23 protein-coding genes are annotated in these 24,839 nt (G+C 42.1%); 6 read left to right on the top strand and 17 right to left on the bottom strand.

The annotated features are described in order from the left end of the window. Nucleotides 1-28: 28 nt before the first annotated feature. Genes modB through modD form a run of 3 tightly spaced genes read left to right on the top strand, consistent with a single transcriptional unit; the run spans nt 29 to nt 2,685 of the window. Entirely contained in the window at nt 29-721 is a 693-nt protein-coding gene (gene modB / locus ACT3CD_RS07010; protein ID WP_444644251.1) for a molybdate ABC transporter permease subunit, read from the top strand. Further along, nucleotides 718-1,797, top strand: coding sequence for a molybdenum ABC transporter ATP-binding protein (gene modC / locus ACT3CD_RS07005; RefSeq protein WP_444644249.1), 1,080 nt, complete (start codon nt 718-720; stop codon nt 1,795-1,797). The genes modB and modC overlap by 4 nt, the downstream gene beginning before the upstream one ends. A 30-nt stretch (nt 1,798-1,827) precedes the next feature. Next, nucleotides 1,828-2,685 (top strand): ModD protein, encoded by an 858-nt coding sequence (modD, locus tag ACT3CD_RS07000; protein ID WP_444644247.1) that lies wholly within the window; start codon nt 1,828-1,830, stop codon nt 2,683-2,685. Nucleotides 2,686-2,715: 30 nt separating this feature from the next. Here the strand turns inward: modD and ACT3CD_RS06995 are convergent, their stop codons facing one another. From ACT3CD_RS06995 to ACT3CD_RS06970, 6 genes are all read right to left on the bottom strand, one after another. Next, on the bottom strand, nt 2,716-3,930 hold the full coding sequence (locus ACT3CD_RS06995) for a homocitrate synthase/isopropylmalate synthase family protein (protein ID WP_444644245.1): 1,215 nt from the start codon (nt 3,928-3,930) through the stop codon (nt 2,716-2,718). 149 nt (nt 3,931-4,079) lie between these two features. Continuing rightward, complete coding sequence (locus ACT3CD_RS06990) at nt 4,080-4,388, bottom strand: (2Fe-2S) ferredoxin domain-containing protein (RefSeq protein ID WP_444644243.1); 309 nt, start codon at nt 4,386-4,388, stop codon at nt 4,080-4,082. A gap of 161 nt (nt 4,389-4,549) precedes the next feature. Continuing rightward, entirely contained in the window at nt 4,550-5,821 is a 1,272-nt protein-coding gene (nifB, locus tag ACT3CD_RS06985) for a nitrogenase cofactor biosynthesis protein NifB (protein WP_444644241.1), read from the bottom strand. A gap of 250 nt (nt 5,822-6,071) precedes the next feature. Then, nucleotides 6,072-7,490, bottom strand: coding sequence for a nitrogenase component 1 (locus ACT3CD_RS06980; protein WP_444644239.1), 1,419 nt, complete (start codon nt 7,488-7,490; stop codon nt 6,072-6,074). Nucleotides 7,491-7,569: 79 nt separating this feature from the next. Next, on the bottom strand, nt 7,570-8,913 hold the full coding sequence (gene nifE, locus ACT3CD_RS06975) for a nitrogenase iron-molybdenum cofactor biosynthesis protein NifE (protein ID WP_444644237.1): 1,344 nt from the start codon (nt 8,911-8,913) through the stop codon (nt 7,570-7,572). 104 nt (nt 8,914-9,017) lie between these two features. Next, the gene (locus tag ACT3CD_RS06970) at nt 9,018-9,407 is read right to left on the bottom strand and encodes a hypothetical protein (RefSeq protein WP_444644235.1); all 390 of its coding nucleotides are present in this window, start codon (nt 9,405-9,407) and stop codon (nt 9,018-9,020) included. A 140-nt stretch (nt 9,408-9,547) separates the two neighbouring features. Between ACT3CD_RS06970 and ACT3CD_RS06965 the strand changes: the two genes are divergently transcribed. Further along, nucleotides 9,548-11,461, top strand: a complete 1,914-nt coding sequence (locus ACT3CD_RS06965) for a tetratricopeptide repeat protein (RefSeq protein ID WP_444644233.1) — start codon at nt 9,548-9,550, stop codon at nt 11,459-11,461. An 81-nt stretch (nt 11,462-11,542) separates the two neighbouring features. On the opposite strand, the gene ACT3CD_RS06960 is transcribed toward ACT3CD_RS06965, so the two are convergent. The 5 genes from ACT3CD_RS06960 to nifH all read right to left on the bottom strand — a co-directional run bounded on the left by ACT3CD_RS06960 (nt 11,543) and on the right by nifH (nt 16,513). Further along, the gene (locus tag ACT3CD_RS06960; RefSeq protein WP_444644232.1) at nt 11,543-12,922 is read right to left on the bottom strand and encodes a nitrogenase component 1; all 1,380 of its coding nucleotides are present in this window, start codon (nt 12,920-12,922) and stop codon (nt 11,543-11,545) included. 186 nt (nt 12,923-13,108) lie between these two features. After that, nucleotides 13,109-14,737, bottom strand: a complete 1,629-nt coding sequence (locus tag ACT3CD_RS06955; protein WP_444644230.1) for a nitrogenase component I subunit alpha — start codon at nt 14,735-14,737, stop codon at nt 13,109-13,111. A gap of 22 nt (nt 14,738-14,759) precedes the next feature. After that, on the bottom strand, nt 14,760-15,125 hold the full coding sequence (locus ACT3CD_RS06950) for a P-II family nitrogen regulator (RefSeq protein WP_444644228.1): 366 nt from the start codon (nt 15,123-15,125) through the stop codon (nt 14,760-14,762). 186 nt (nt 15,126-15,311) lie between these two features. Next, nucleotides 15,312-15,638 carry a P-II family nitrogen regulator gene (locus ACT3CD_RS06945; protein WP_444644226.1) on the bottom strand — a complete coding sequence of 109 codons (327 nt, stop codon included), beginning with the start codon at nt 15,636-15,638 and terminating at the stop codon, nt 15,312-15,314. Nucleotides 15,639-15,688: 50 nt separating this feature from the next. Further along, nucleotides 15,689-16,513, bottom strand: coding sequence for a nitrogenase iron protein (gene nifH / locus ACT3CD_RS06940; protein WP_444644224.1), 825 nt, complete (start codon nt 16,511-16,513; stop codon nt 15,689-15,691). Nucleotides 16,514-16,957: 444 nt separating this feature from the next. Between nifH and ACT3CD_RS06935 the strand changes: the two genes are divergently transcribed. Beyond that, nucleotides 16,958-17,377 (top strand): hypothetical protein, encoded by a 420-nt coding sequence (locus tag ACT3CD_RS06935; RefSeq protein WP_444644222.1) that lies wholly within the window; start codon nt 16,958-16,960, stop codon nt 17,375-17,377. A gap of 40 nt (nt 17,378-17,417) precedes the next feature. Here the strand turns inward: ACT3CD_RS06935 and ACT3CD_RS06930 are convergent, their stop codons facing one another. The 6 genes from ACT3CD_RS06930 to ACT3CD_RS06905 all read right to left on the bottom strand — a co-directional run bounded on the left by ACT3CD_RS06930 (nt 17,418) and on the right by ACT3CD_RS06905 (nt 22,702). Then, nucleotides 17,418-17,756 carry a hypothetical protein gene (locus tag ACT3CD_RS06930; protein ID WP_444644220.1) on the bottom strand — a complete coding sequence of 113 codons (339 nt, stop codon included), beginning with the start codon at nt 17,754-17,756 and terminating at the stop codon, nt 17,418-17,420. 156 nt (nt 17,757-17,912) lie between these two features. Further along, nucleotides 17,913-18,152: a Nif11 family protein gene (locus ACT3CD_RS06925; RefSeq protein WP_444644218.1), complete on the bottom strand. Its 240-nt coding sequence runs from the start codon at nt 18,150-18,152 to the stop codon at nt 17,913-17,915. A gap of 18 nt (nt 18,153-18,170) precedes the next feature. Further along, complete coding sequence (locus tag ACT3CD_RS06920; RefSeq protein WP_444644217.1) at nt 18,171-18,575, bottom strand: hypothetical protein; 405 nt, start codon at nt 18,573-18,575, stop codon at nt 18,171-18,173. A 240-nt stretch (nt 18,576-18,815) separates the two neighbouring features. Beyond that, nucleotides 18,816-19,295 carry a GNAT family N-acetyltransferase gene (locus ACT3CD_RS06915; protein ID WP_444644215.1) on the bottom strand — a complete coding sequence of 160 codons (480 nt, stop codon included), beginning with the start codon at nt 19,293-19,295 and terminating at the stop codon, nt 18,816-18,818. A gap of 4 nt (nt 19,296-19,299) precedes the next feature. Continuing rightward, on the bottom strand, nt 19,300-20,871 hold the full coding sequence (locus ACT3CD_RS06910) for a sigma 54-interacting transcriptional regulator (protein WP_444644214.1): 1,572 nt from the start codon (nt 20,869-20,871) through the stop codon (nt 19,300-19,302). Nucleotides 20,872-21,799: 928 nt separating this feature from the next. Further along, on the bottom strand, nt 21,800-22,702 hold the full coding sequence (locus tag ACT3CD_RS06905; RefSeq protein WP_444644212.1) for a helix-turn-helix domain-containing protein: 903 nt from the start codon (nt 22,700-22,702) through the stop codon (nt 21,800-21,802). 121 nt (nt 22,703-22,823) lie between these two features. Between ACT3CD_RS06905 and ACT3CD_RS06900 the strand changes: the two genes are divergently transcribed. Further along, nucleotides 22,824-24,602, top strand: a complete 1,779-nt coding sequence (locus ACT3CD_RS06900; protein ID WP_444644210.1) for an L-fucose isomerase — start codon at nt 22,824-22,826, stop codon at nt 24,600-24,602. Nucleotides 24,603-24,839 lie beyond the last annotated feature (237 nt).

The raw sequence follows: 24,839 nt of genomic DNA, 5'->3' as shown, positions 1-24,839 counted from the left end.
ACTTTACTTTAAATCATAAGGATAGGTTATGATGGGTTTATTTCAAATAGCGCCGTCCGAATGGACGGCCGTTATGCTGTCAATACAGGTATCGGTGCTGAGCGTGATGGTTTCATTGCCTTTGGCGTTGATGCTGGGATATATCCTGGCACGGAAAAATTTTCGTGGTAAATCTCTTCTTGAGAGTGTGCTGCATCTGCCATTGGTGATGCCGCCGGTGGTGACCGGCTATTTGTTGTTGCTTCTTTTTGGGACACAGGGATTTTTGGGGCACTGGCTGTTTGTTGTTTTCGGTGTCAGTATTCCTTTTTCATTTGCTGCAGCAGTCATTGCGTCGTCGGTGATTGCTTTTCCGTTAATGGTTCGGTCGATTCGCACTGCCATGTCGATGGTTGATGTGGGATTGGAAGAGGCATCCCGAACATTGGGAAAAGGACGCCTTGAAACGTTTTTCCGGATTACGGTTCCTCTTTCGGCTCCGGGCATCATTTCCGGTGTTATTTTGGCATTTGCCCGTTCGCTGGGCGAATTTGGTGCCACCATTACTTTTGCGGGTAATATTGCAGGACAAACGCAAACGTTACCGCTGGCTGTATATGCCTATATTCAGATGCCGGGGAAGGAAGAGCCCACCATGCGTCTGGTAATTATATCTCTGGTAATCTCTACGGTGGCTATGATGATGTCGGAGTGGTTCATTAATAAAATGAGACGGTCATGATAGATATGGATATCCGTTTGGTTCGTGATAATTTTGAGGTGAAGGTAAAGACTGTTTTTGGTGAGGGTATTACCGGCCTATTTGGTGCCAGTGGGTCGGGGAAAACGTCTTTATTGCAGACCATAGTGGGGTTGACTAAACCGGATGCCGGCTTCGTGAATATTGACAATGCCAGGGTGTTCGATAAAAAGATAGGGTTGTCGATACCTGTGCATCAACGGAAAATTGGTTATGTTTTTCAGGAAGGACGTCTCTTTCCTCACATGACGGTTGAAAAAAATCTGAAGTACGGTATCTGTGACGATAACTCTCATATCTCTTTTAATGAAGTTGTGGATCTTCTGCAACTAGGCTCTTTACTGAAAAGTAAACCGGGTGCTATATCAGGGGGCGAAAGGCAGCGCACAGCCTTGGGGCGTACCTTGTTGTCGTCTCCGAAATGGTTGTTGCTCGATGAGCCGTTTTCGGCTCTTGATACCACGCTCAGAGAGCAGATTTTGCCTTTTTTACAGCTGATTCATGATACCACCCATTTACCGATGCTCATCGTGAGTCATGATCTTACCGATTTGCTGAAATTGACGCATCGCATCTGCGTATTGGATAAAGGGGCGATTGTAGCACACGATAGTTATCATCATCTGATACAACAAAAAAATGTTCAGCGTGTCATCAGTCGTTCTTCATTGATTAATGTGGTTAAGATGAAAGTGCTTCATCCGGATAATGGCAGCGGGTTGACCATTCTGTCGCCCAATGGCGAATCGACTGCTGTAAAAGTTATTTGCAAACGTCACGCTGCGTCTTATGCCGTAGGTGAATCGGTTACTGTTTTTATTCGTCCCGATGACATTGCTCTTTCGCGTGAAAGGGTTGAACAAGTAACCATTCAGAATCAGATAAGAGGGGTTATTGAGGCTATTTATCAATGGGATAATGTGGTGCTGTGTCATGTTAATGTGGGGTTTAAATTATTGGTTGAGATTACACCTGCGGCATTGCTAAGTATGGGGTTGACCAAAGGCGATAACGTCTGGACTCTGTTTAAATCTGTGGCTATCAACGTGGCCTATTGAGTTAAATTTTTATTTAAAGAAGAAATAACCATGATTTATTTTACTGAAAACGATATTGATCGGATAATAGAAGATGATGTGCCTGCCGGTGATATGACTTCCAGTTTGTTGGAGCTGGATGCTTTTTCGGCCCGGATAGAAGTCTCGGCGCGCGATGCCATGACAGTTTGCGGTACCGAAGAGGCTGTGAGGATATACCGCAAAGCAGGATTAACCGTTCTTAATTGGGTTGCTTCAGGGACGAATCTCAATAAAAGCGATTTGATTCTCAGCGCACGTGGCAATGCGGCGGCGGTACATCTTATCTGGCGCACAGGCGGTGTTATGATTGAGTTTGCCTCGGGTATTGCAACACGTACGTCACAATTAGTGAGCATGGCTAAAAGTGTCAGGCCGGATGTATCCGTTGCCGGTACGCGGAAACATCCGCCGTATCTAAAAAAGATGGCACTGAAAGCTTTAATGGCAGGTGGTGGAATTCCTCACCGTACCGGGTTGTCCGATACCATTCTTATATTTCGTGAACATTTGATATTTACCGGAGGATATGAAAAGTTGGGTTCGGTCATCAGTAAAGTGCGGACCCGACAGAAAGAGCGGAAAATTGTTGTTGAAGCGCACACGTTAGCCGAAGCGTTGCTTTGTGCTGAGACCGGTGTTGATGTCATTCAGGTCGATAAAATGCCGATGGACCAATTTGCTATTTGCGCGAATAAATGCCGGCAAATGAATCCACGCGTGGTTATGTTGGCTGCCGGGGGAATTAATGTTAACAATGCTGCAGATTATATAAAAGCCGGAGCCGATGTACTGGTTACTTCCTGGATGTATTACGCACCTCCTGCCGATATAGCCGTAAATATTCAACCAGTCGCAGCGATTATTTGATGGCAGAAAGTGTTTGCAAGTTGATTGGATTTATCTTTTATCCCAGTTTTCTTCTATTTCGTTGAGGGTGGTGCGCATGAGTACGACAGGATTTGAAGTTAAATCGCTTGTTTTTTCATGCAGTAGCATGTTATAAATATCCATTATTTCAATTTCCGATAGGGCACCTTTTTTTTCGGATGCCTGATTTTTTATTTCTTTCAGAATGTCATTGATAAGACGTTCTGAGAGTTCTAAATTTAAATGTCTGAAGAAATGAATCAGGCTGTTTCTGCCACTGTGCTTTCCAAAGATAAATGGTATTTCTTCGCGTCCTATTTGTTGGGCACTAATAAGTTGGTACGACTGTCGGTTTCGGAGTATGGCATTGGTGTGAATACCGCTTTCATGAGCTAAGGCCAGACCGCCGGTCACCGGTTTGGAGAGATGAACGGGTCGGTTGGCTATTTCGCCCGTCATTTGCGATAATTCATAAAAAAGGGTGGTGTCCAGTTCGCAGTTGATTTTTTCGCCCATTTCAAAAGCCATGACCACCTCTTCGAAAGCGGCATTGCCGGCACGTTCACCCAATCCGTTGATAGTAACACTGAAGCATTCAACGCCTTGCCTGAAAGCTGAAAGAACATTGGCATTGGCTAGACTTAAATCGTTATGGGCATGAAATTCGAGCCAGACATCCGGATAAATTGTATATATGTCCGAAAACATTTGTTGGGTAGTAAATGGCGTTAATATTCCTACCGTATCGGCTATCCGAATACGATGAACGCCCAGGTCATTTACCTGTCCTATAAAGTTGAGCAGAAACGGTAACTCAGCTCTCGAGGCATCCTGCGCCCCCACTGTTACGAACGAAAAGTGGCTGAGTGCCACAGGTATAATTTTTTCAAGTTGCGAAAGGACCCAGTTGGTGTCTTTTCCCATCGATTGTAAGAGGATGGGTGATACAGGGAATGAGATGTGAATACCATCACAGCCCGAAAGTGCAGCCTTCCGGATGTCGGAAAGAATCGCCCGGCTCCAGGCCGACGTTACAAATCCAAATCCTTGACTGTTAAGCGTCCTGAGTTCTTCTATTTCCTGCTTCCCAATTGCCGGAATCCCCAGTTCTACTTCTGTGATTCCTATTTGATCCAGCATCTGGCATATTTGTATTTTGTCGTTCAGTGAGAATACCACGCCTGGGGCCTGTTCGCCATCCCGAAGAGTGGTGTCTATAAACCTGGGAGTACGCTGCTTTTTCATAATTTAGAAATTTAAAACATGTAAGCATCGTTATAAAACCTTCATCCCCGGCGTTTCTTTATATCCCGGGAGCCCCTTGAAACAACCGGTGAAGAAACATTACTACTAACCATGAAAAGTATTGACCGGGAATGAAGGTCTGTACATGTTTAATCTGAAATCAGGTATTTTTCACAAATTTCACCGCCTTCAAGTGCATCAAGTATTTCATCAATGGCATCTTCTGTTTCAACTTTTCCATACCATAGATTGTCGGGATGGATGACAATGACGGGTCCTTCGGAGCAAACATTGAGACAGCCGGTAGATGTCACTGCTACGTCAAGGCCCCGGTCGGTGGCTTCTTCGGTGATGTACTGCATTAATTGTGGTGCTCCTTTTTTTTTGCAAGCCCCGTTGGCATCGCCTGCGCCTCTGAATGAGTTGCAGACCAAAATGTGATAAGTCGGTTTTTTCATGTGTTTTGTGTTTGAGTTTTGTTGTCACATGGAACTCTTATGAAATAATGATCCTTCTGTGTGAGACATTTTTATCATGCTTGTTTCATGCTTGGTTTATTTGTAAATTTTGAGCCAAACTGCCGTCTTGATAAGACAGACCTTAATTATTGAACTTGTTTTTATGCACATCCCTGGGCGTTACCACGGCATGCGCTGCCACATTTAAAGGCATCTTGTCTGGCAATGCTTCTGATGGGGCGGTTGTTGTAAACGCCTTCTAATCCTTCGTCAATGAGTCCGGTCATCTCAATGATGCGAATACCGGTATTGCCAATAATTGATTTTGGGTTGTCGCCGATTCCTGAAATGAGAAGAGCCCGGCAGTCTTTCATTGTTTCTGCCAGATTGTGCCAGCGACTGTCGCCTGCGCCTGCGCCGGGAGCTGGTCGTTCTTCCACCAGCTGAAACCCTTTGGGTGATTGACGAAAAATGTAAAATGTGCGTATTTCGCCCAGATGCTGGTTGACAAGGAGTCCTTCCTGCGTGCCCACAGCAACATAAGGTCTTTCTTTTTCATCGAAAGGCTGTCGTTGTGCAAATTCTTTCAGCATAACATGGGTATCTTTTAAATCGTGTCCCAAAAGTCCGGCAGCATCGGCCCGGCAACGGGCACAGTGTGTCATTAACGGGAGAAATTCCGAAGCCTGATGGCGGACTTTAAAGACCATTTTATTATCGGGCTTAGGGAGGTTTTCAAAAGGCGTGTCTTTTGTTGGTATAAGTGGAATGCAATTGATAATATCGGCTCCCAGCTCAGCACAAAATTTGGAGACTTCAGGCAGATGTTCATCATTTACGCCAGGAATGAGCACCGAGTTTATTTTAACCGTGATGCCGTGTGCCTTCAGCTCCGGAATACATTTTAATTGTTGCGCCAGCAATACCCGTGCAGCCTCACGGCCGCGGTAAACGTGTTTGTTGAACCGCACCCATTTGTAAACACCTGCTGTTATATCCGGATCTACGGCATTAATGGTCAGTGTGACATGCGACACCCCGATGGCTGCAATACGCGGGATGTAGGGAAACAGGTTTAAGCCGTTGGTCGACAGACAGAATATTTTTTCGGGGTAGGCAGCTTTAATCAGGCGCATGGTTTCAATGGTTTCTTCCGGGTTGGCAAAGGGATCGCCGGGGCCTGCAATACCTACCACCGAGAGGTTGTCCAGTTTATCGTTAAGAGCTCTGAAATATTCAAAAGCCTGAAATGGCTCCAACACTGTTGATGTAACGCCGGGCCGGCTTTCGTTGACGCAGTCGTATTTGCGGTTACAATAGTTGCATTGAATATTACATTGAGGTGCTACAGGTAAATGAACTCTTGCATGTGTATGTTTGGCTTTTTCGTCGAAGCACGGATGGGCGGCTTTGTTTGTCTCGGTTGTATTCATAGGTCGGTTTTTTTTCGGTGTGATTGTTAACTGGATTATTTGAAATCAATGTGCGCGCCGATATTTTATCTTTTTCGTGTATCCCCCTTTTAGAGGCTTGTTGGTTATATCGTATCAGCAATAAAATTCAGGTGCTTGATAAGAAATGTTCAAATTCAAGGCTTACGAAGTCCGAAAAATGTGAGTTTACTCCCGTAAATGACCATTTTAAGGACAAGCATAACGCCGAAGTTGTTTTTTTTTGCAAGCACTATATATATTTATAGCCTACCGGGCTGTTTTCCTGTTTGTATTCGATAAGGGCATTTACGATACGGTCGAATAATTCCTGTGTGCCACGGTATCCTATATGGTGTATCCGTGAAGCCCCTAAACGGTCGTGTATGGGAAAACCCAGTCGTACCAAAGGAATTTTAAATTCCCGGCTGATGTAATATCCCTTACTGTTTCCAATTAAAATATCGGCCTTTAAATCTTTCATAAGCTCCCTTATCGTGGCAAAGTCGGAACTGTCTGCAACAATCGGTTCATCCGCTTCATTAAGATAGGGAGCCAGAGCTTTTTTTATGGTACCACCGGTGGCGCCTGAGGCTACCAATACCGGTTTCATTCCAATTTCCAGCAAAAATATTGTCAATGCTATTACTAAGTCTTCTTCGCCATACAGTACAACTCTTTTCCCAAATAAATATTTATGAGCGTCCACATAAGCATCAATAAGTCGTCCTCGTTCTGCCTGATATTTGGCAGGTGTTTCGTTACCTGATAACTGCGCCAACGTTTGAAAAAAACGGTCGGTTGCCTCAATGCCAATGGGTAAAGTCAATGCTTTGCGCGGCACATCACAGTTGGTTTCAAGCCATTCGCCGGCACTATTAACCTGGTGTATTGATTTTTTTCGGCTGTTGCCTTTATTAAATACCGTCCCAAATTCAATCGTAGCCCGTGCATTTCCGGTCATCTGAAGTCTTTTGACCGGGGTGCCTCCCGAAGGAATCAGTTCATATTCGTTGGTGTGTACATTATCAAGCGTTTGAGAGTAATCCGGGAAGATGGTGGCATCAATATTCATATCGGTCACAATTTCTTTCAAATGCCGGATGTCGGCAGGCGAAACGAATCCCGGAAACAAATTGATATGGTCTTGACAATCATTTTTTTGAGCATAATGTGCCACGGTTGAAATGCAGGCCTCCTGAAAACCGTTGATATGAGTTCCGCAGTAACTTGGCGTTGAGGCATTAATAAATTCAGGCGTGCTGGCGTCGCTATATTGTTCTGTGTAATCGCGAATGAGGCCCGGAACATCTTCCCCGATGGTTTCACTCAGGCAGGTTGTTGCAATCCCTATTACTTTGGGGTGATACTGTTGAATGATATTTTCTATTCCCGTGAAAAAATTGGCCCCACCACCAAATACCGCACTTTCTTCACTAAAGTTAGTTGAAGCGATATCCACCGGTTCTTTGTAATGACTAATCATATACCTGCGGATATAAGTGCTGCACCCTTGCGAACCATGGATAAGTGGCACGCAGCCTTCAATGCCTTTAAATACCAGTGAGGCACCCAGTGGCGCGCATAATTTGCAGGCATTACGTGTGCTGCTGGTTTTTAATCTGTTGTCGGCGATTAATGAAACGGTTGGTGTATTATTAGTGTCAAACATAATGTCTTGTTTTTATGGATAAAAAAGGTAGATAACAGGATGGGGAAATACCCGCATCCTGTTAATCCTGAATATTAATCTACCCTTTGTTTGAAGCATTGGTGAATTTCCATACGGGACTCATAACCGTGGCGTATATTTCCCGGGCAAAATTCATCATCCCTACATATCCGGCCAGGGCTTCCTTTCGTTCGTGGTTATGATCACAAAATCCAATGCCTATTTTATGTGCAATGGGACGTTCTTTTACGCCTCCTATAAAAACATCAGCTTTCTTTTCTTTTACAAAGTGCGAGAGTTCAACCGGGTTGGAGTCGTCTACAATAATGGTATCTTCGTCGCTCAGTTTTTTCAGTATTTCGTAATCGTCGGCATTGCCTGTCTGCGAACCGACAATAACCGTTTTAACGCCAATCAACCGTAGCGCTTTTATGAGCGATATTGCTTTGAATGCTCCTCCGACATATATCGCGGCTTTTTTACCTTGTAATTTTTTCTTATACCACTGAAGGTCTGGTAATAAACGACTCACTTCTTCACTTACAATGGCGCGTGCCTTGTCCATTAGTTCTTCGCTTTTAAAGAATTTGGCAACTTCATAAAGCGCATCCGACATATCTTCTATGCCGAAATAAGATACATGCATGAAAGGTGTGCCATATTTTTCTTTCATCATGCGGGCCAGATGAATCATGGAGCCTGAACATTGCACGACGTTGAGAGCGGCATTGTGGGCATTACGAATGGCATCTACCCGTCCGTCGCCTGTGATGGTGGCATTAACATGAATGCCCATACGTTTGTAATAATCCATTAATATCCATAGTTCGCCTGCCAGATTGAAGTCGCCAAGTATGTTAATGCTGTATTTGGGAACAGGGAGGTCTAGTGTTCCTACCAGCTTAAATAAGGCTTCGCAGGCCACTTTATAACCATCTTTTTTGGAGCCCTGAAATCCGGGTGCCTGAACCGGTAAAATGGGAATATGTTTTTCACGTTCTACCTGCCGGCAGATTCGTTCTACATCATCACCTATAATGCCCACAATACAGGTTGAGTAGACAAAGGCGGCCCGCGGTTGGTAATGGTTTATCAGTTCAATCAGGTTGTCATATAATTTGGTTTCACCGCCAAAAATTACCTCTTTCTCCGAAAGGTCGGTGGAAAAACTCATGCGGTGTAGTTCGGGTCCTGATGACAAAGCCCCTCGTATGTCCCAGGTGTAGGCTGCACAGCCAATGGGCCCATGAATCAGGTGCAGGGCATCGGCGATGGGATAAAGTACAACTCTTGATCCGCAGAAAACGCAGGCCCTTTGACTCACACTGCCGGCCAGACTTGGTTTATTGCAGACAATGGTACCGGTGTCGTTTCCGGCCCGGCCAATCTGTTTCTTTCGTTCGGTGAGAATATAATCGGCCATAGCGAATTGTTTTGGTTATACTTAAGTTCTCTATGGTATAGATAAAAACTGTGCCACCCTTTATTGTTCTTACTAATAAATATATAACACTGTTTGTTAAGGTGTTAAATCAGGGTTCGGAAGTCCTGTTTGAGATCAATATGACCTGAATGTGGAATTGAAGAAAAAATATTACATTTTGGTAACGAATTGATGGTAGCAGCTGTTAAGTGGTCGAGTAAAAGCCGGTATTCAAATATTGAAGTATTAAAAATTCCGGGCAGTGGGTTATTAATTTTGTTTTGTGTCTTTTTCCTGAGCGGCACAATATTTATTTGGCAGTACGATCCGCGATTTTTGTTATGCCGGCTAAACAGCAGCAATGCTATCATTTGGAAGTGTTCAATGCCCGGAACAGATGACCCCTCATCAATCCAAACCGGGTAAAACGACTCTAACGTCTGTTCGAAAAATGTGAGTTTCCTTGTGTAAATGATTGTTTTGAGAGCAAGCATGACGTCGAACTTTATAAACAGGTTCTAACTATAAGAAAGATATTAATATGTATTTTTGTCACCTGCCGGCAAAGGGGGGATTATCTTCACATGAAATCGGGCTGATTTTTAGTAATACATAAATAATTAAGGGGGGGGGGATGAAGCAAGCGAAATTGTTTTTGTTTTTATTATGGCTTGTAATGGGATATGGTTGTATCAATAAAAGCACTAATGAAACGGATTTAAATATCGACAAGATTTTTACTGAGGCAAAAATTAATGCCAGAAGCCTGCAAAAACCCCCATCTTACTACATTGATAAAGCAGAGGCATATTCACGACTACCTGCTTCAAACGAAAGTAAAGCTAAAATTGAGTATGTAAAGGCAGTTGATTATCGAAAAAAAAAGCAGATTGATAGTTCTTTGACTTGTTTTGAGAATGGGTTTTCCTATTTAAAAAAGGATACACCCCTGAAATTCTTTTTTTGTATTAATGCAGCCCGCGATGCAGCAGAACTGAATCATGTGGGTGCTTTTAATAAATATCTGGCAGAAGCCAACAAACTATCCAAAAAATTAAAAGATCCATCATTTGAGGCTGGCTGTTTTGGCGCTCAGGGGTTATTTTTAATGTTTCAGGAAAAGTATAAAGAAGGACAATATTATATACTAAAAGCCGATAGTATTTTAGAAATCAATGGCATTAAAGAGGATCGTGATTCGTATCTATATATGTTAGCTGCAGCAAATCGTCGTATGGGCTTTATTTCTGAAGCTTACAAATATTATGTTAAAAGTATGAATATTTGTAACGAGACCGGCAACAGTTACTGTTTGCTTAAAATATACCTGAATATTAGCAGGATATACCGGGATGAGAGAAGATACGAAAAGGCTCTGCAATGGCAGGTTAAACATCTGCAACTAACTCAAAATATTTACGCGCCAGTTAAGCGTCGCGAAAGTTATGAAGGGATGGGTATTATTTATACCGAGATGAAAGATTGGGCCAATGCTGAGGTTTATTTTAATAAGTCAATTGAATATGCTAAAGAATTAAATAATAACGAGTCGTTATCAGTTGCCTTTACTAATTATGCCAATTTTTGCCGGTTAAAAGGCGATTACGAAACCGCCATTAGTTATTATCATAAGGCGTACGAATATAAATTAAAGGGTAATGCAAACAGTTTATCATTAGTTAGGTGTGTTAATTCATTGGGCAAGGCATATATGTATAACGGAAATTTCGTTATGGCGAAAAAATATTTGAATATTGCTCTTGAACTTTCTGATTCTTTGAAGTCGCTGCAATGGGAATCAATTATAAATAAAAGTTTCTTCGAATTGTATAAGAAAGACCGCAATTATCCGGCGGCCATAAAATATGTTACAAATTATCTGACGCTTAAGAACGAAGTCGATAAACGAAAAGCATCAGATAAACTGCAAAAGTTAATGGTTGATTATGAAATGCGGGAGAAAGATTATACCATAACATTACAGAAACAGGAGATTAAAAATAAAAGTTATATTATTGCAGGTGTCACTGTAGCATTGGGACTGATAGTAACCATCATTATTTTAATCATCTTAAATAAAAGAATTAGAGAAACAGCAATACAAAGCATTTACAAACAAAATCTGGAAGCACAACAACGTCAAAAGCTGATAGATAATTTATTAAAAGAACAGACCATTCTACCTGTAAATCTGCCTGAGAATCAACTTATGACCAACCTCCTCAGGCTTCTGGATAATGAACAAATTTTCAGGAATCCGGATTTATCTCTTGAAGGCATAGCTACCCAGCTTAATACAAACACTACATATGTGTCCCAATTGATTAATAAACAATTTGGTTGTAACTTTAATGTTCTGATAAACAGATATAGAATTGATTTTTGTAAGAATCGGATCAGCGAAACCAAACGGCATAATTTATTGATGAAACAAGTCGCTTTTGATGCGGGTTTTTCATCCCGGTCGACTTTTTATAGCGCATTTAAAAATGAAGTAGGTATTACGCCAACTCAATTCAAAAAAGTTTGTGATTTGGAAAATAAATAAACCTAATAATTTTTTGTCACGAAATTTTGACAAATGGGACAAATAGGTAGAAACGCACGACCGTGCGTTTCTACCTGTTTATTATATCTGGAATTCAACTTTTTCTTCAGCACAGGTGCGATCGCGGTGGTCGAGCATGGCACTCAGCATTTGAGTGAGCAGATTGGCAGCACCGTTGTAGCCTGTTTTAGGCATGTAGTTATGTCCGGGACGGTCGGCTATGGGAAATCCCATGCGTACAAACGGCGTGTCTTCGTCGCGGGCAATGTATTTGCCATAGGTATTGCCTATTAACAAGTCCACCCCTTGTTGTTTAATCCATTGATGCATTTGGAACATGTCGGCCCGTTCGCCACTTTTGAATTTAGCTTCCGGAATATCTTTCAGAATGGCTTTCATGCGTTCGTCAAAGATTTTGCCGGGGGTTCCTGTTACCACATAAACCGGTTTCATATCCAGCGACACGAGGAATTCGCACAAGGGAATCAAGGTATCGGGGTCGCCCCATAGTGCCACCCGTTTGCCATAAAGCAATTTGTCACTGTCGGCAATCAAATCTACTAATCGGCCGCGTTCATGTGTTATGGCATCTGGAACCGGGATGTTGGCATGGCGACTTAGTGACATCATGAAGCGGTCGGTGGCTTTTAGCCCGATGGGAATGTCTACCATTTCGTATTTTACCTTGCATTTGTTTTCAAGTGCGATGCAGGCGCCTTCAGTGCAGTATGGCCCCATGCCGATGGTAAATTTGCTGTCGCCGGTGGCCGTTAATTCTTCCTGCGTTGTTCCGCCCGTCGGGTACATGTGAAATTTGCCATCCATTGGAGCATCCAAAACATCACTCATATCCGGAAACATTATGGTTCGGGCTTCAAGCATTTTTGTCAGACGTTTTATTTCCCGCATATCCGAAGGTTCCATCCAGCCTGCCACCAGATTTATCACATTTTTTTTCCTGGGCGTGGCAGTGGAGAAAAATTTCACAAAGGCCGTTACCTGGTTGGAATAACCTGTAACATGTGTGCCTACGTAGCTTGGCGTATTGCAATAGATAACTTTCTTACCCTCGGGAATAATATCGTCATCAATTGCTTTGTTCAGGATTTGTGTCATATCATCACCTATGGTTTCTGAAAGACACGTGGTATGAGCCGCAATTATTTCGGGGTTGTACACCGAAAATATTGTGTTAATGGCTTGTAGCAAGTTGGCTGAGCCGCCAAATACGGAGGCGCCCTCGGTAAATGAGCTGGTAGCAGCCATTACGGGCTCTTTAAAATGACGGGTTAAAGCGCTGCGGTGATAGGCGCAACAGCCTTGTGACCCGTGACTGTGTGGCAAACAACCATGTATCCCTAATGCGGCGTACATGGCGCCTACCGGCTGACAGGTCTTGGCTGGATTGATCGTTAGTGCCTTTCTGTCTATTTCTTTTGCAGTGGTGTGTCGTAATAACATAATCAATGGTTTTAAAAAGATTAAAGTAGCGGATTTGCCATGTCCTGTTTTGTGTTGTTTTGTCTGCGAGAAAATCCCTTTTTTTTATTTTTTGATATAAATGCATCAACAACAGGGTTTTCATGTGAGACATTGTGCTGTGGAAGTTTATTTTTATAGAAACTATTTTCTCCGCAGTCACAACGCTTAACAGGCATAAACAGCTTCTACCATTTCTTCCGACTCCCAGGGTGCTTTTATCTCTTTCCAAATGGAAGTGGTGAGCATCTTGGCGATGTCTTGATAAAAGTTGATGGCACCTTCGAAGGCGGCATAAGGTCCTTCTGTATCGTAGTTGTGAAGCTGTTTGAGCGGGACACCCATTTTTTGTACTACATATTTTTCTTTAATACCGGCACAGAAAATGTCAGGATGATACAATTCTATAAGTTTATCCATCTCATGGTGACTCAGGTCGTCGATAACCAATCCGCCGGGTTTCATGTCGGCCATCAAACCATTGTACCCATTGTAATCGAGATCAACGGCTTTTTCCAGTTCCTCGATTTTTTCTTTGGTAATACGTTCTTTGTACCGTTTTTCATCTTTCGTTACCTTAATCTCTTCAATGTTACGGGTATCCGCATCCACCCGAATGGTGGGTATAACACGTCGTCCCTCATAGTCGTCGCGGTGTCCGAATTCGTAACCGGCTGCCAGTGTTTTTATGCCCAGTTCTTCAAATAGTTCCTGATAGTGGTGGGCCCGTGAACCGCCTACAAAGAGCATCGCCGTTTTACCATTGGTTAAGGGGAATACTTCCGGCAAGGCTGCATCTACTTTGGCCATCTCTTCTGCAATGACCGATTCAACCTGTTCGATGAGCTCTTTGTCTTCGAAATAGGCAGCTACCTTGCGTAATGTTTTGGCCGTTGCTTGTGCGCCGATCAGGTTTACTTTTATCCATGGTATCCCGAATGAGGTCTCTAACATTTCGGCAACATAATTGATGGAACGGTGGCACATTACCATTGACAGATCGGCCGTATGTGCCTGCTCAAATTGTGTAACCGTTGAGTTACCCGAGAATGTGGCAACTAATTCAATGCCGCATCTTTTAAACAAGTCTTCAATAATAAAGGCATCTCCACCAATGTTGTATTCGCCCAACAGGTTGACTCTGTATTTACAGGTGCTGGTAACATTGTCGTCACGGCCAATCAGGTGTTTGTAAAGCTGGTTGTTGGCGATGTGGTGACCGGCCGATTGTGATACGCCGCGGTAACCTTCGCACGAAAAACCGAAAATGTTTGGTTTGTTATCGTACTCTTCAACCATGTGGCGGGCTACACGGTGAACGTCGTCTCCAATCAATCCAACAGGGCAGGTTGAGAATATTCCTATGGCTTTAGGGTTAAATAATTCCATGGCCTCTCTGATGGCTTGTTTCAGTTTTTCTTCACCACCAAATACGATGTTTGAATCCTGTAAGTCGGTGGAGAAGCAGTAGGTCATATAGTTAGCGTCGCTGTCGGTGGCCGGTTTGGTTTGGTTACGCCGTGTCAGCCATGAGTAGAAACCGCAACCTATAGGTCCGTGTGTCAGGTTCAGTATGTCTCGTGTGGGGCCTAAAACAACGCCTTTGCAGCCGGCATAGGTACAGCCTCTTTGTGTTATAATACCCGGAACCGTGCGCACATTTGCCTGTATCTCCGGTATGGTTTCCGGATTGCTACCCACGATGGCTTTGGCTCTTTTTCGGGCTACTTTTTGGGGATAGGCTTCCGTTACCGCATCCCTGAATTTTTCGGGGTCAATTTTTATATCTTTTCCCATAATTTAGTCCTCCTCTATTTTTTTAGTCTAATGTGGTATCGCCTGATGCGCCGGTGCGTACGCCAAAGGAATCAATCGTGTCGGTCACAAATATTTTTCCGTCACCTGATTTATTGGTCTGATTGGCCTTTATAATCGTCTCTACTGCGATTTCTTTTTTATCGTCAGTAACAACCAGACTTATTAGTCTTTTTGATTTGAATCGTGGCGTTTCGGGTATTAACTCATGTAGTTGAGGGCTTACGTCCACCGCTTTTTCCAGATCTCCGTTTCCTTGGCCCCGCCCTAAGACAGCCATGGCAGTGAACGATGGTAGTCCGGCTTCTGATAGCGCAGCTTTCGTTTCCTGCATTTTTGCGATGCGTATTACGGCTAATATTAGTTTCATATGTCTGTTTTTTTAATGATGAGATGTCTGAATACCTGAATTAATAATGTATTAAGCCGGATTCAAATTCTTCCATAGCGTTTAAAGACTTTCGACCGAATGAGTGAATGGTGAAATGATGGTGCGGGAGGTAGGTTTAACCCGGTCAAAATTTTACCATTCAGAATGAACTCATTCAAAGTCTGTCTATGCTTCTTTTCGGCCTGACGAAATGGTGTACACTTCTTCTACCGGAGTTACAAAGACTTTGCCGTCGCCAAATTGACCTTCTTCTCCTGATCGGGCTGAGGTGAGGATCGTTTCTATGACAAAATCCTTGTCTTTATCGGGGATCACCAACATCAGCATCTCTTTGGGTAATTCATCATAAGTTACCGAACCGACTTTCAGCCCTCGCTGTTTGCCTCGTCCAAAAACCGGCATTTTTGTTACGGCCGGAAATCCGGCATCAAATAATGCTTTTAATACGACGGGTGATTTTTCCGGGCGTATAATTGCTCTTAACAAATACATAGTACAGAGTTTTAGTTGTGTTGAAATGAGTAATTAGTAAAGCTCTGGCATTAATTCATCACACCAAAGTCAATCAGTAGTTTTTCCAAATCATCCATTGCCAGTGGCGTCGGAATTACGAAATTGGTATTGTCGTTTATCTTTGTTGCTAACGACCGGTATTCATCGGCCTGATTGTGTTCGGGCGCATGGTCAATTACTGTTTTTCGGTTGATTTCGGCATGTTGTACCATATTATCACGTGGTACAAAATGAATCATTTGTGTTCCCAGTCGTTTGGCAAATTCCTGTATCAAACTGTCTTCGTTGTCAACCTTACGTGAGTTACATATTAAGCCACCCAGGCGAACGGTTCCGGCTTTACCGAATTTGGCGATGGATTTGCAAATGTTGTTGGCGGCATACATTGCCATCATTTCGCCTGAGCAAACAATGTACACTTCTTCGGCTTTCCCGTCGCGTATTGGCATTGCAAAACCGCCGCAAACAACGTCACCCAGTACATCGTAAAACACGTAGTCCAATTCTTTGTCGGCATCGTAGGCGCCCAATTGTTCCAGTAAATTGATGGAGGTAATAATGCCTCGTCCGGCACAACCTACACCCGGTTCAGGACCGCCTGACTCGACGCAACTGGTTGTTCCGAATCCTTCTTTCATGACGTCGTCCAGATCAATGTCTTCGCCTTCTTCGCGAAGTGTGTCCAATACTGTTTTTTGGGCCAATCCGTGTAACAGCAATCGCGTTGAGTCGGCTTTGGGGTCACAACCTACTACCATTACTTTTTTCCCCATTTCGGCTAAGCCGGCTACTGTGTTTTGGGTTGTGGTACTTTTACCGATTCCACCTTTCCCGTAAATTGCAATTTTTCTCATATCTATTAGGTTTAAATAATTTGTGTTCGTTTATTGTTTTTTGAGGCTGTTTTTTCGCCTGTTGTTTTACCCTATTGAAATTAGTGTGCCGAATAAAAGGAATGTTGTTGTGAGGATCTTTTGTTTATTGTAACTAACTGTTTGTTAGTGATTTGTTTTTGCTGCCAGATGTTGTTTTAATTTGATTTAAATAAGTTGAATCAAATTTTAATACCTGTTAGTATGTAAATGAACCGAAAATTACATTTAGGTGGTTTTTGGCGGAACGTATATTTGTTGTGACTTTTTTTATTCAATCATAATGAAAATAAGAGGCGCGTTTTTGATTGTTAAATGGCTGTAGTATAGGTTGCTGTGTGTTTTTGAAAAAGAAAATTTCAAATAGAAAAAAAGCTGGCCTGAAATATGATTTAGGTAGGGTATTGTTAATTAAAAACAATCATTATGGAAACAATTGGAATGGAAGATGTTTATGTTGAGGAGGCACGGAAGCACCTGGCTTATGCAAATGGTTATTTCGGGGCATTGGAAAAAAGCCTGAATGGCACACGGTTTAATAACGATTTGAAATACAACCTGGCATTAATGGCACTAGAAAAATATTTTACAGCACTGATGGCTTGCTATGAGGAGTTGCCTTCTAATCACGTCCCTATTGGTTTGTTTCGGGAGGCTTCACAACTGGAAGCGGAATTGACTGACAGCATGAAGCAGACTTGCGTTTTGGTTGGTAAATTTGAGGGCATCTGTTCTTTGGAAGATTTTGGCTATCGCACGCCGGCGCATAGCGATTTGGAGGAAATGACAAAAGGGATGAGAGTTATTAAGCAGCTTGTGGAACGGCGATGTGCTGATTTAAAATAATTATTATGTTGGTTGTGTTATTTAAGTGGCCGGAGTGTTGTTATTCTCCGGCCATAAATTTTAATTTGAAGGTTTCATTTTCTCCTTCCGACTCAAGCAGTTCAAAGGTTCCGGCATAGTTTATTTCTAATTTGTTTAACCTTGCCGTGGTGCTTAGGTTGGTTCGTATTTGCTGTTTTACAGGTTCGTAGCATTCAGTGTTAAACCAACAATAAAAAATGTCCGGGTTGGTTTCGTGATACTGAATTATAAACACGGCATCTTCCGAAAATACCAGATCGTCATAGGCGTATGCTACGTCAAGAGCTGCGGCATCTTTTATAATAAATTTTACCTTGTCGAGGTCGCGAAATATTATGGTATGGTTTGAATCTTTCATTTTTCGTTTTTAATTAATGTCAGCAAGAAAACTCAAGTGCTTGATAAGAAATGTTCCATTTTAAGGCTTGCGCAGCTCGAAAAATGTGAGTTTACTCCCGTAAATGACCATTTTGAGAGCAAGCGTAACGCAGAAGTTGGACTTTATGGACAGATTCTATTTAAACATCATGAACCATCGTTTTATCTCTTCAATGTAACCGGCCTGTTCATACGATTGACATTTTACAAGCAATGAATTCAGTACATCGTTAAATTCGTCTTCGGAAAAGCCAAGCTGTTTATCGTCCAGTATTTTAAGTAGTTCCTTTTGCGAGCGACAACTGTTGCATAGCTTTCTTAATTCGGTGTCGTTTTCGAATTGCCTGATAAATGTGGTGGCATTGGCTATAGACATGACGTTTGTTTTTAACGATTAGTTTTGGCAGAACTCCGATGATAAACATGACGTGCATGTATGCGAGCATGAATTTTCCTCTGTCAATGCTTCTTCCAGCTGATAAATAGGAAGACATTTCATCTTTAAAAGTTCCAGATTGGTTATTAAATCATCCCCGACTGATTTATAGACTGTAAATCCGTTATTGGTCAGGATTTTTAAAGCAAGAGGAAATACCTTATTTATGATGATGTCTGTAATATTTGCCGATTTCAGATCTGCAAGCATATCTGGAAAAGATGAGGTGTTATTTTTTGATTCGTACCAGGTTAACTGGTTGTCGTCAGAGTTAAAAATACAAACGGTACCCGATTCATTTACCCCACTGGCAATTTTGTACCGTTTCTTAATACTGTCGGTTACTGGAATGAAAATTTTCATGGCAAAATAGTTTTAATGGTTTAGGTGAACTTTTATTTCAAATAGTTTGCCATTTGTTGTAATTGATTTGTTTGTAGTTGTTTATTGTTTATGTGCTGTAGGTTGTTACTACCAAAATGAAATAATTGAATAATCTTGGCTTCAACCATTGTTAATTAGATTATGCAAGAAAGTTCAACTGTTTGTAAATGATTGTTTTTGTGGTAGGTCTAACGAAGCTGTCGACTTTACAGAAAAGCCCTAATCAAGCGGTAGCTGCCAGAATTTCATGGGCGGATTGCACTCGCCAAATCCAATACCCCGGTACAGAGCCATGGCGGCTTCATTGTCTGCTCGCACTTCAAGGTTTACTTTGCAGCACTGAGCTTCTTTGGCCATGGTGATTATGCCGGATAATAGTTTGCGTGCCAGTCCTTTTCGACGGTAATGCTGTGAGATGATCAGGTCGTGAACATTTATAAATGGGGCTGCTTTAAATGTTGAAAAATTTTTAAAGCAAGTGGCCGCACCTGTTATTTTATTATCATATTTTAGGAGCAATACCCATGCTGTTGGGTGAATGCTCAGTTCGTGGATTAATGTTTCTTTTTGAATTTGGGTAAGTTTTGTCGTATCGCCCATGGGGTGTGCCATATATTCATTCAGCAGATCAATAAAAGCGGTTGTGTGATCAGGGTTCTTAAAGTTGCATTTAATAATTTCAACAGACTGATTTGGCATATTTCTATTTGTTTTTAAAGCGTTTGGGATCTATTTCATATTTTTTTATTCTAATGCCCATCATTCTCTCAGTGATGCCTAGTATTTCAGACGCTTTTGACATGTTTCCTTTGGTTGAAACCAGCGAATCAATAATGAGTTGTTTTTCGTGCTTCCCTAAAATTAAATCCAGACTGCCACTCTCGGAGGTGCGGCTCGAAACCGCCGTCTGAAGAGTGGGAGGGAGGTTATGTGCTCTGATAACACCATCGGAGCAAAGGATGCACGCCCTTTCCATGCAGTTTTCAAGTTCTCTGATATTTCCGGGCCAGTGATAGACCATTAACATATCGATGGCCATCGTTGTAATCCTTTTAATATTTTTGTTATGCCGTTTGTTAAATTTTTCAATAAAATGATTTGCCAACATCGGGATGTCATTGATGCGTTCCCGCAGAGCCGGCACATAAACGGGAAAAACATTGATCCGGTAATAGAGATCTTCCCTGAATCCCCCATTGGCAATAAGCTTTTCAAGATCCCGGTTGGTGGCACAAATAACTCGAACATCTACTTTGATCGATTTTGTACCTCCAACTCTTTCTATTTCTCTTTGCTGAAGTACACGTAACAATTTTACCTGGGTTGATAACGGAATTTCTCCAAATTCATCCAGGAAGATGGTGCCGCTATGTGCTGCTTCGAATCGGCCAATACGGGTTCCAATGGCACCGGTGAAGGCGCCTTTTTCATGGCCAAACAGTTCGCTTTCGATGAGATTTTCGGGTAAGGCGGCACAATTTACTTTTATGAAGGGCTGTTCCTTACGAAGGCTGTTGTAATGAATGGCATCAGCAATAAGCTCCTTCCCAACCCCGCTTTCGCCTCGTATTAAAACGGTGGCATCGGTATTGGCGACACTTCCAATCAGCGAAAAAACATCGTGCATTTTTCCGCTGTTGCCAACAATGAAGTTAGCCTGTATATGTCCATTAAGTTCGCCTCGCAATATTTGGTTTTCCTGACGCAACTGTTCAAGTTCTTCCGCATACTCCTGACGTCGTCGTACGGCCCGGCCTATCATTGAGCCAACAATGCGCAGAAGTCTTACATCTTCGTCGAATAAACGTTTTTTACTATATACTTTATGAAAGCTGAGTGAACCAATAATATGATTTTTGTATCGTATCGGAACACATATAAAAGAAACGTCTTCACCATTTACCGTTAAAGGGGAATGGGTAAGATTCAGGAAGAGGTTGGAATCGGCTATTTTGGGAATCAAAACAGATTCTCCACTTTGAATGACGGAGCCGATAACCCCTTGACCTGGGTTATATTTTATTTGTTCTTTTTCTTCGTCGTTGATTTGGTATGCGCCTTCAATGAAAATCTGTTCGTTTTCACGATTTAGAATTGCCAGTATAATGCGTTCGGCATTAAGGTGATCTCCCAACTGTGCGATAACATGATTCAGGTCTATATCCTTGTCTCCAAGCAGATCACTGAATTCCAGTAATAGGTTGAGCCCTTTCATTCCGTAGCAATCATTTCCCAAAGAGCAATCATTTTCCAAAGAATTATAATAATCTTGCATAAAGAGAAGTTTAGGTTTTGCTGGTTATGTAAATAGGGGTGTGTCACAAATTTATGTATTTTTGCTATTTGCACCTTGTTTTGAGGGGGCGTATTTTAAAAATGATATGTTTTTTGAAGATTGTTGTGTTTTTTATAGGTGTGTTATGTTTTATTTACAAATGGATTGATGGGTGTTTACACTGCAAATATTTTATTGAAAACACCGGGGCGGTTTTAATACTGTTTGAAGAATATAAAAACAAATATTGGTGTCCGGTAAAAATTTAGAGAAATGATTAGAACCCAGCTTCAATGTGCGAGCCAGAGATTTTAGGAGATATTGGGGTTGCTTTCCGCCTCAAGGAATTTCCGTTAAGAAAATCAATTTTATTGGCGTAAAGAAATCCGGGCTGTCTGAGCGAAGCGAGTTCCCGGATTTTAGACAATGAAATTGATTTTTAGGAAATTACTTGCAGCGGCGGCATTTTAATAAATTGAATTTTGCTACGCTCGGCATTGTTGCAAACAAGTTTGCACACTGCGCTCACTAAACGCAAAATTTAATGTGATTGAATTTTGCTACGTTCGGCATTGTCGCAAATAAATTTGCACACTGCACTCACTAAACGCAAAATTTAATATTATTGAATTTTGCTACGTTCGGCATTGTTGCAAACAAGTTTGCACACTGCGCTCACTAAACGCAAAATTTTGCTGTAGTGGAGCGAAGCGGATCACGAATACCGTTGAAATAAAAACTTCAATGAGTAAAAAAAGTAAAAGCCCGTGCGGCTTGAGCACTTAAATGGAAAATATATTTTTTACCGGACAATAGTGAAAAACAAATATTAATATTCTTTATTTTTCCGAATTCTGAGATTTGTTTTTTCTGTTGCTTATTTCCATTTTGTTAAAGATGATTCGATCTGTTTGACAACGATAATCGTTTATCTTAATTCTTTTCTATATAAGGCTGGTGGCAGGCCGGTTTGTGATTTAAACTCCCGGGAAAAGTGATACCTGTTGGCAAATCCTGATTGAGATGCAACTTCGTCTATGGTCAGTGCGGAGTGATGCAATAATACGCAGGCTTTATCAATGCGTTTTTGCCTCACATATCGCTGTGGCGAGATCCCTACTTCATTTTTAAAGAGACGGGTGAATGCGTTGGTCGATAACTTTGCGGTTTCAGCAAGAGTCTCATTTAAAATTTTGTCATACAAATGGTTGTCAATAAAGCTCAAAATTTCGAGAATCCGATGATCTTTTGATATGGTATTCCAGTTCGATTCGGGAATGTTGGATAGTAAATGACTGATAAGCGATTGGATTGTTAAAGCTGAAAAGAAATTAAACCGGGTCGCGTTTTTATGTAAATGATCAATAATGATATTGAGTTTTTGATCGATCTGTGAATTAATATCAAAGATGAAGATTCCGGGTGCTATATTGTCGTAGGGCATTCCGATATTAAAATGGATGAATAAATGCATGATGCACCCTTGTGAAACCAGTTGTGATTCGTTGATTGTTTCGTCAGCGCGGTTGCCTTCCAATTCATAACCTTTATTGGGAATGTTTGTGTAATAAAGTCTGGTTGCAAAAGCGGTGTTTGGCGCAATGAGCATTATTTTGTCTTTCGTTAGGGGGTATTCTGTTCCGTTATAGGATATATGCGCACCGTCCTGTTTATTCCAGTACATTCTCCAATAGGGAAACGATAATTGTCTGAATTCCCATTTTCGAAGCCACCAGTATCGGCAACATAACAATTGTAGTTTATAACTCGGGAAAAGTTGTAATATATTGGAGGGATCTCCTTTGTCGGGGACTTTAAAAATGATGCTCATTAGAGACGGATGTTTAAATTAGATACAAAAATACCAATTTTTAACATTTATGGAGTGTTCTATTGGTACTACTTTTATATCAGTTATAAAAGAAGTTAATTTAATCTTAAACAGAGCAAAAATGGCAAATAGATTAATTGGCGATTTACCTAAAATAGGTATTCGTCCGGTAATTGATGGCCGTGAGCAAGGCGTTCGTGAATCATTGGAAGATCAGGTTATGGCTATGGCCCAATCGGCTGCGCGTCTTATTGAGGAAAACCTGAGATTCGCCAGTGGTGAGAAAGTAGAATGCGTAATTGCAGATACTTGCATTGGAGGGGTAGCCGAAGCGGCGATGTGCACCAATAAGTTCAGAAAAGAAAATGTCGGGGTTTCTCTTACTGTTACACCATGCTGGTGTTATGGTTCCGAAGTTATGGATACTGATCCGCTGGTGCCGAAAGCTGTTTGGGGATTTAACGGAACTGAACGACCGGGAGCCGTTTATCTGGCAGCCGCTTTGGCTGGTTATACGCAAAAAGGATTGCCTACATTTGGTATTTATGGACGCGATGTGCAAGACGTCGGTGATGAAACCATTCCGGATGATGTTCAGGAAAAAATCCTGCGATTTGCCAAGGCCGGATTGGCCTTGTCTCAAATGAAAGGTAAATCGTATTTGTCTATTGGTTACAGTTCCATGGGGATTGCCGGGTCAATGGTCGATTCCAATTTCTTTCAGGAGTATCTGGGCATTCGCACCGAATTTGTTGAATCAGTGGAGATACTCCGGAGAATTGATAAAGGCATTTTTGATCACGAAGAATTTGAGAAAGCACTGGCCTGGACCAAAGAGCATTGTAAAGAGGGCTTCGATTGTAATAAGCCGAAAAATAAAGCCGATGCCGCTCGTAAACAATATGAGTGGGAAATAGTGGTGAAGATGACTCTGATTTGTCGTGATATGATGATTGGAAATCCGAAGTTGGTGGACAGAGGATTTCGCGAAGAAGGCCTGGGCCGGAATGCTATTTTAGGTGGCTTTCAGGGGCAACGTCAATGGACCGACTATCAGCCTAATGCCGATTTTACCGAGGCCATGTTAAACTCTTCGTTTGATTGGAATGGCATTCGTGAAGCTTTTGTACTGGCTACCGAAAACGACAGTTTAAATGGGGTGGCCATGTTATTTGGACATTTGCTGTCAAACACCGCCCAAATTTTTTCTGACGTGAGAACTTACTGGAGCCCGGCGGCTGTTAAAAGAGTTACAGGTAAAGAACTGACCGGAAAAGCTAAAGGCGGGATTATTCACCTGATCAATTCCGGTTCTACCACTTTGGATGCAACAGCACAGCAGCGCGATGCCGATGAAAAACCGGCTATGAAACCTTTCTGGGAAATTACCGGGGAGGAAGTGAGCCGATGTCTGGAGAACACACAATGGCCTCAGGCTGATCGTGAATATTTTAGGGGTGGTGGCTTTTCTTCTCAATTTGTAACTAAAGGTGAAATGCCAGTGACCATGAGTCGTGTGAACATCGTAAAAGGTCTTGGTCCGGTTTTGCAGATCGCCGAAGGATGGACGGTTGAATTGCCCGATGATGTGCATGCCATTTTGGACCAGCGTACCAATCCTACCTGGCCTACGACCTGGTTTGTGCCCCGTATTAACGGGAAGGGGGCTTTTAAAGATGTTTACAGCGTCATGGCCAATTGGGGTGCGAATCATGGCGCCATTAGTTATGGTCATATTGGGGCCGACCTCATTACGTTGGCTTCTATGTTGAGAATCCCTGTTAACATGCATAATGTCGATGACGCAGAGATATTCAGACCAGGTGCATGGGCCTCTTTTGGTACCGATAAGGAAGGCGCTGATTTTAAGGCTTGTGCTACTTATGGCCCCCTTTATTAGTTTGTTATAAGGTTTCCTATAATATATACTTAAACGGATTGTCATTACTCCCTTATCAGGTGAATAATGACAATCTTAAAAGTAGCACTTTCTGAAAACGCCAGGGGCCGAAAAGTCAACTTCTTTTTTGAGGTTCTTATACGAAATGATTTGCTTTTTGGCAGTCGTATGGACTTTTTATGCCCCCACTTTTACTGGTGTTTATGATTTTTTACAAGTCGTTTCGTTTTTAGACTT

The organism is Geofilum sp. OHC36d9 (assembly GCF_052400685.1).
Lineage (GTDB): Bacteria > Bacteroidota > Bacteroidia > Bacteroidales > Marinilabiliaceae > CAZHHH01.
This window is presented reverse-complemented; position numbering and strand designations above follow the sequence as displayed.